Source organism: Streptomyces sp. NPDC004561 (assembly GCF_053602155.1).
Window position 1 is genome coordinate 1 of record NZ_JBSGDB010000473.1, and the last position, 6,610, is coordinate 6,610.

Below are 6,610 nucleotides of genomic sequence, written 5' to 3' on the forward strand. Positions count from 1 at the left end.
GTTCGGCGCAGGCCGCGGCCGCGTGCGCGTGGCCCCGCGGCGGGTCGCACAGCAGCAGGCTGCCGCGCGTGGCGCCGGCCGCGGTCTCACCCTTGGTGACCGTCAGGTAGAGCCAGTCGCCGGGACGGGTGCCGTGGGGTGCGGCCTGGGCCGGGCCCGCGGCGAGGAGGCCGGCGGCCGTCAGCACGGCGCCGGCCACCGCTGTCACTCTGGTGAGGTACGTCATGCCCGTTGCATCGGCAGGGCGGGCCGCGTTCCCCAGTCCGGCTCACCCGTTCGGTACGGCGGACGCGCGCGACCGGGCGCCAGTTCGAATCCGTGGGGCCGGGGCGCTCAGCTCAGGGCGAGCCGGAACGCCACCCTGCCGAAGGCCACCAGGTCGCCCTCGCGGACGACGATCGAGCCGATCACCCGGCGGCCGTTGACGGTGGTGCCGTTGGTGGAGCCGAGGTCCCTGAGGATCCACATGCCGCCGTGGCGGCTGAGTTCGGCGTGCAGGCGCGAGACCGTCTCGTGGTTCAGCCGCAGCCCGTTCGCCGGGTCGCGGCCTATCCGCAGCGGGTGGGTGCGCTCCGGGTGCGGCAGCAGCAGCTTGGGCAGCCGCTCGGCCTGCCAGGCCCGGCGCAGCCGTACGGTGAAGCCGGAGACGGCCCCGACGGTGCCGAGGACCGCGCGCGAGAAGCGGTTCTCGCGGGGCAGGTCGGCGACGAGGGCCGCGAGTTCGTCGGCGCGACGGGCGGCGAGCGCCAGCTCCATCCGGCGCACGAACGTGTCGTGCGACAGCCGTCCCATGGCGACGCCGTCACGCAGCACCTGCAGTGCCTTGTCGCGCTCCGCGTCGGACAGCCGCGCGGGGTAGGTGGAGAACTCGAAGGACGACGTCACGCTGGTGATTGTCGGTCAGTCGCCCCCGGGTGTCCAGAAGAGGGGGAATCGGCGCCCACGCGCGCGTACTTCCGCGCCGCCCGCCGGGAAACATCGCACGACACCCGGAGCGAAAGGCCGGATTCGAAAGCGGATTGATCGTCCGGGATGCACGATGGAGACGCGGGACATCACGGTGAGCAGACGAAGGGGAACCGTCCGTGCAGTTCGAGGTGTGGGCACCGCAGGCAGACAGAGTCACGCTCCATTGCGAGGGCGGCACGCGCGCGTTGGCGCGCGATCCCGATCGCACGGGCTGGTGGACGGGGGAGGCGGAGGCGGGTGACGGCGCCCGCTACGGGTTCGCGCTGGACGACGGTCCCGTGCTGCCCGACCCGCGTTCGCGCCGCCAGCCGGACGGGCCCGACGGGCTGAGCGCGGTCGTGGACCACGGGAGGTACACGTGGCGCGGCCCGTGGGCGGGGCGCGAGCTGCCGGGCGCGGTCCTCTACGAGCTGCACGTGGGCACGTACACCCGCGAGGGCACCCTGGACGCGGCCGCGGACCGCCTCGGGCACCTGGTGGAACTGGGCGTGACGCACGTCGAGTTGATGCCGCTGTGCCCGTTCCCGGGGCGGCACGGCTGGGGGTACGAGGGGGTGTCGCTGTGGGCGGTCCACGAGCCGTACGGCGGCCCGGAGGCGCTGAAACGGTTCGTGGACCGGGCGCACGAGCTGGGCCTGGGCGTCGTCCTGGACGTCGTGCACAACCACTTGGGGCCCTCCGGCAACTACCTGCCGCGGTTCGGGCCGTACTTCACGGACACCCACACCACCCCGTGGGGCTCGGCCGTGAACCTGGACGCGCCCGGCTCGGACGAGGTGCGCGCCTTCCTCGTCGGCAGCGCGCTCGCCTGGCTGCGGGACTACCGGATCGACGGACTGCGCCTGGACGCCGTGCACGCGCTGTACGACACGCGCGCGCTGCACTTCCTGGAGGAGCTGTCGGCGGCCGTGGACGGCCTCGCCGAGGAACTGGAACGGCCGCTGTTCCTGGTCGCCGAGTCCGACATGAACAACCCGCGGTTCATCACCCCGCGCGCGCAGCACGGGCTCGGGCTGCACGCGCAGTGGAACGACGACTTCCACCACGCCCTGCACACCACGCTGACGGGCGATTCCCAGGGCTACTACGCGGACTTCGCGCGGGATCCGTTCGCCGCGCTCGCCAAGACGCTCGGCGGCGGCTACTTCCACGACGGCACGTACTCCAGCTTCCGCGGCCGGCACCACGGCCGTCCGCTGGACCGCGCCCGCGTCGCGGGTCACCGGCTGCTCGGCTACAGCCAGACCCACGACCAGGTCGGCAACCGGGCCCAGGGCGACCGGCTCTCCGCCCGCCTCTCCCCCGGTCTGCTGGCCTGCGCGGCGACGCTCACCCTGACCGCGCCGTTCACGCCGATGCTGTTCATGGGCGAGGAGTGGGCGGCCGGCACGCCCTGGCAGTTCTTCACCGACCACACCGACCCCGAGCTGGCCGAGGCGGTACGGCGGGGCCGGCGGCGGGAGTTCGCGGCGCACGGGTGGGCCGAGGAGGACGTACCCGACCCGCAGGACCCGGCGACCCGGGAGCGGTCCTGTCTGGACTGGTCGGAGCCGGACCGCGAGCCCCACGCGCGGGTGCTGGACTGGTACCGGCGGCTGATCGCGCTGCGCCGCGAGCAGCCGGACCTCACCGATCCCGACCTCGCCGACACGAAGGTGGCCTACGACGCGGAGGCCCGCTGGCTGGCCTTCCGGCGCGGGGACGTGCGGGTCGCGGTGAACCTGGGCAAGGAGGAGGCGGCGATCCCGCTGGGCAACGGCCGGGTGGAGGTCCTCGCGGCCTGGGACCCGGTCCGGGCGCCGGGCCCGGACGGGCTGCTCCAGGTGCCCGGGGAGTCCTGTGTGGTGCTGATCCAGCCCTGAGGGGGCCGCTACGGCTCCGGCTCCCCCTCCTTGAAGTCCGTCAGCCGCTCCAGCAGGATCGGCTCCCAGGCCCGCCGCAGCTGGGTCCGCAGCAGGGCCGGGGAGCCGCCCGCCCGGCCGTCGAGGTGGTCGGTGAGGCGGATGACGGTGTCGCAGCGGGCGAGCCACAGGCCGCGCAGGCAGGGGCGGGCGCCGTAGCCGGCGAGGGTGGCGGCGCGGACGGCCGCCGGGGAGCTGACGGCGACGGCGAGTCCGGCGATGTCCTCGGCGGGATCGCCGAGCACCCCCCTTCGGAGTCGGCTCCGCCCGTCACGCACTCCGCGTCCCACTCCACCCCGGCGGCGCGGACACCGGGCACCGGAGCCCCCCGGCAGCAGTCCGTCCTGACACAGTCCCGGCCGACGCCGTCGTACGCCCGGCCGGCCGCGCCGCCCGCTCCGGTCACGGCGGCCGCCCCGCAGCAGCGCACCACCCCCGCGTCCGCCACCCGCCATGCGGCCTCCGCCCCCGCCGCGCCGGCGCCGCGGACCTCCACGCCCGCGCCCGCCGCCGACCCGGGTTCCGGCACCCCCCACAGCACCGGCCCCGCGCGTGCCTCGACGTCGCCGACGCAGCTGTGTGTGCTCGTGCTGTGCCTCGGCTGACGCGGTACCGGACGGTCCCGGGGCGTCTTACGGAGTCGTGACGTGGTGCGCGCGTTCCGCGGGCGAGGCGCCCTCGCCGTCTAGCGTGCACGTATGCGTGTACTGGTCACCGGCGGTGCCGGGTTCATCGGGTCCCATGTCGTCGAGGCGCTGCGGGAGAACGGGCACGAGCCGGTCGTGTACGACGTCCGGCAGGACTCCGGCGCGGACGTGCGGGACGCGGAGGCGACGGCCCGGGCCCTGACCGGGGTCGAGGCCGTGTGCCATCAGGCGGCGATGGTCGGGCTGGGGAACGGTGTCGCCGACGCGGCCGAGTACGTCTCGCGCAACGACCTGGGTACGGCCGTGCTGGTCGCCGCGATGGCGGCGGCGGGGGTGCGGCGCCTGGTGCTCGCCGGGTCGATGGTCGTCTACGGCGAGGGCCGGTACGCGTGCCCGCGGCACGGGGTCGTGCGGCCCGGTCCGCGCTCGCCGGCCGACCTCGACGAGGGACGCTTCGAGCCGAGGTGCCCGGCGTGCGGTGAGGACCTCGTCCCCGGCCTGGTCGGGGAGGACGCCCCGGCCGATCCCAGGAACGTGTACGCGGCGACCAAGCTCGCCCAGGAGCACCTGGCCGCCGCCTGGGCCCGCTGCACGGGCGGGACGGCGGTGTCACTGCGGTACCACAACGTGTACGGGCCCCGGATGCCCCGCGACACCCCGTACGCCGGGGTCGCCTCCTTCTTCCGCTCCGCGCTCGCCCGCGGCGAGGCCCCCCGCGTGTTCGAGGACGGCCGGCAGCGGCGGGACTTCGTGCACGTGCGGGACGTGGCCGCGGCGAACGTCGCGGCGCTGGAGGCGGAGCCGACCCCGGGAGCCCTCACCGCGTACAACACCGGCAGCGGTGAACCCCGTACCGTCGGCGAGATGGCCCGGGAGCTGGCCGCCGCCTGCGGTGGTCCGGAACCCGTCGTCACCGGGGAGTACCGGCTGGGGGACGTACGGCACATCACCGCGGACTCCGCACGCCTGCGCGCCGCGCTGGGGTGGAAGCCCCGGGTCGGATTCGCCGAGGGCATGCGGGAGTTCGCGTGCGCGGGCCTGCGCGAGGGGTGACCCCGGCAGGCCCGAGCGACACCGCGGGACACGGCTCGGTAGCCGACCGCGACCTCCATCCACTGCGGGTTCTGCATCGCGGCGTACGCGGCCTGACCGGCCACGTCGTCGTACGGGAGGCCGACCGGTCGAGCGCGGCGCACAGGCTCGCGTCGGCGGCGAGCGACCCGGCGCACCCGAAGATGTTCCCGGTACGGCGCCTGGGTCCGGGCCAGGACCTTGAACTGCTGCGGGACGGAGTTCTGGTGGAGGAGGCCGTGGTGGTCTTCCCCCGCGAGAGCAGGGTGCCCGCGGCGCGCGCGGGGGACGGCGCGGTGATGGTGAGGGCGAGGGCCGCGACGAGCACGATCAGCAGGGATTTCGCGGGGAGTTCGTTCGAGACCCGAAGACCGCGCCTCACCGGTCCCGACAGCCGGGGACCGTACTCAGGAGGCTCGCGAGGTCACGCCGTCAGGTGCGGGAAGCGGAACTCGGTGCGGCTGCGGTACTCCTCCCCCGGCCGCAGCACGGTGCTCGGGTACTCCGGGCGGTTCGGCGAGTCGGGGAAGTGCTGGGTCTCCAGGCACACGGCGCCGTGGCGGTCGTAGGGCTTGGCGTCGGCGCCCGTGAAGGAGCCGTCCAGGCCGTTGCCGGTGTAGACCTGGATGCCCGGTTCGGTGGTCCACACCTCCAGCCGCCGGCCGCTGTCGGGGTCGGCGAGCCTGGCGGCCCGGCGCAACTCGCCCGCTGCGCAGGGCGGTTCGAGCACCCAGCAGTGGTCGTAGCCGCCCGCGTCGGTGAGCTGCACGTCGTCCTCGGCGATCCGCTCGCCGATCGGGTGCGCCGAGCGGAAGTCGAAGGGGGTGCCCGAGGTCGGCGCGGGCGGGCCGAGCGGGATCGCCTCGGCCGTCACCGGAAGGTAGGCGTCGGAGTCGAGTTGCAGGGTGTGACCGAGCACGTCGCCGCTGCCGGCGCCGGCGAGGTTGAAGTAGGAGTGGTTGGTCAGGTTCACCACGGTGCGGCGGTCGGTGCGGGCCCGGTAGTCGACGGCCAGGGTGCCGTCGCGGTCGAGGCTGTAGGTGACCTCGGCGTCCAGGGCGCCGGGGAAGCCCATGTCCCCGTCGCGGCTGCGCAGTCGGAGGGTGAGCGCGGCCAGGTCCCCGCCGTCGGCCGCGGCCGGTCCGGCCTGCCAGACGCGTCGGTGGAAGCCGTCGGGGCCGCCGTGCAGGGCGTGGCCGCGGTCGGTGGCGGGGACACGGCGGGTCTCGCCGTCGAGGGTGAACGTGCCGCCCGCGATGCGGTTCGCGTAGCGGCCGACCAGGGCGCCGAAGTACGGGTGCGGGGCCGCGTACTCCGCCATGCCCGGCAGGCCGAGCACGATGTCGGCGACGCGTCCGCAGGGTGCCGGCACGCGCAGGGCGGCCACGGTGCCCCCGAAGGTGAGCACGTCCGCGCCGACCCCGCTGCCGGATTCCAGCCGCCAGCGGTGCACCGGTGTGCCGTCGGGCGCGCTGCCGTACGGGGTCTCGGTCAGGGTGCAGTGGGGTTTCGGCATCGTCATCCTCGGTGTGGTCGGGGCACGTCGGCGTACGCCGGCGCACGTCAGTGGCGGCGTGAAGGGGGTACGGCCGGTCAGCCCCGCCGGATCGCGGTGGACTCGCGCACGATCAGCCGGTGGCCGGGCCTGATCCGGCGGGGCGCCGACGGTGTGTCCTGGTCCCGGGCGGCGATCCGCGCCACCAGGCAGTCCACGGCGAGCTGGGCGATGCCGGCCTTGTCGGGGGCGACGGTGCTCAGCGAGACCGCCCCGTAGCGCCCCTCCTCGATGTCGTCGAAGCCCACCACCGCGATGTCCTCGGGCACCCGCAGCCCGCGTTCGACCAGGGTGCGCATGGCGCCGAGCGCGACCAGGTCGTTGTAGGCGAAGACGGCGTCGGGCCGCTCGTCCCGGTCGAGCAGGGCGGCCATCGCTGCGGCGCCGTCGGCCCGGTCGTAGCCCTCGGTGGCCACCACCAGGGACTCGTCCGGCACCAGACCGGCCCCGGCGATCGCCTCCCGCCA

General features: G+C 75.0%; 6 protein-coding genes and 1 pseudogene. 2 read left to right on the plus strand and 5 right to left on the minus strand.

Going from position 1 to position 6,610, the window contains the following annotated elements; genetic code table 11:
* Both ACWEN3_RS38105 and ACWEN3_RS38110 read right to left on the minus strand, forming a co-directional pair.
* Nucleotides 1–226: SSI family serine proteinase inhibitor (locus tag ACWEN3_RS38105; protein WP_452980820.1), on the minus strand; the 226-nt coding region annotated here is incomplete at its 3' end.
* Nucleotides 227–333: 107 nt separating this feature from the next.
* Nucleotides 334–885 carry an FHA domain-containing protein gene (locus ACWEN3_RS38110; protein ID WP_452980823.1) on the minus strand — a complete coding sequence of 184 codons (552 nt, stop codon included), beginning with the start codon at nt 883–885 and terminating at the stop codon, nt 334–336.
* Between the two features lie 200 nt (nt 886–1,085).
* Between ACWEN3_RS38110 and treZ the strand changes: the two genes are divergently transcribed.
* Nucleotides 1,086–2,831, plus strand: coding sequence for a malto-oligosyltrehalose trehalohydrolase (gene treZ / locus ACWEN3_RS38115; RefSeq protein ID WP_452980826.1), 1,746 nt, complete (start codon nt 1,086–1,088; stop codon nt 2,829–2,831).
* 8 nt (nt 2,832–2,839) lie between these two features.
* Here treZ and ACWEN3_RS38120 read toward each other — a convergent pair.
* Nucleotides 2,840–3,142, minus strand: a pseudogene (locus tag ACWEN3_RS38120) (aminoglycoside phosphotransferase family protein); the annotation flags it as partial.
* A gap of 426 nt (nt 3,143–3,568) precedes the next feature.
* Between ACWEN3_RS38120 and ACWEN3_RS38125 the strand changes: the two are divergent.
* A complete protein-coding gene (locus ACWEN3_RS38125) occupies nt 3,569–4,570 on the plus strand; it encodes an NAD-dependent epimerase/dehydratase family protein (protein WP_452980829.1) in 1,002 nt (333 codons plus the stop codon).
* A 442-nt stretch (nt 4,571–5,012) separates the two neighbouring features.
* On the opposite strand, the gene ACWEN3_RS38130 is transcribed toward ACWEN3_RS38125, so the two are convergent.
* Together ACWEN3_RS38130 and ACWEN3_RS38135 are read right to left on the minus strand one after the other, a co-directional pair.
* Nucleotides 5,013–6,104 carry an aldose epimerase family protein gene (locus ACWEN3_RS38130; protein ID WP_452980832.1) on the minus strand — a complete coding sequence of 364 codons (1,092 nt, stop codon included), beginning with the start codon at nt 6,102–6,104 and terminating at the stop codon, nt 5,013–5,015.
* 77 nt (nt 6,105–6,181) lie between these two features.
* Nucleotides 6,182–6,610, minus strand: a 429-nt coding sequence (locus ACWEN3_RS38135; protein WP_452980835.1) for a substrate-binding domain-containing protein, incomplete at its 5' end; no start/stop codon positions are given.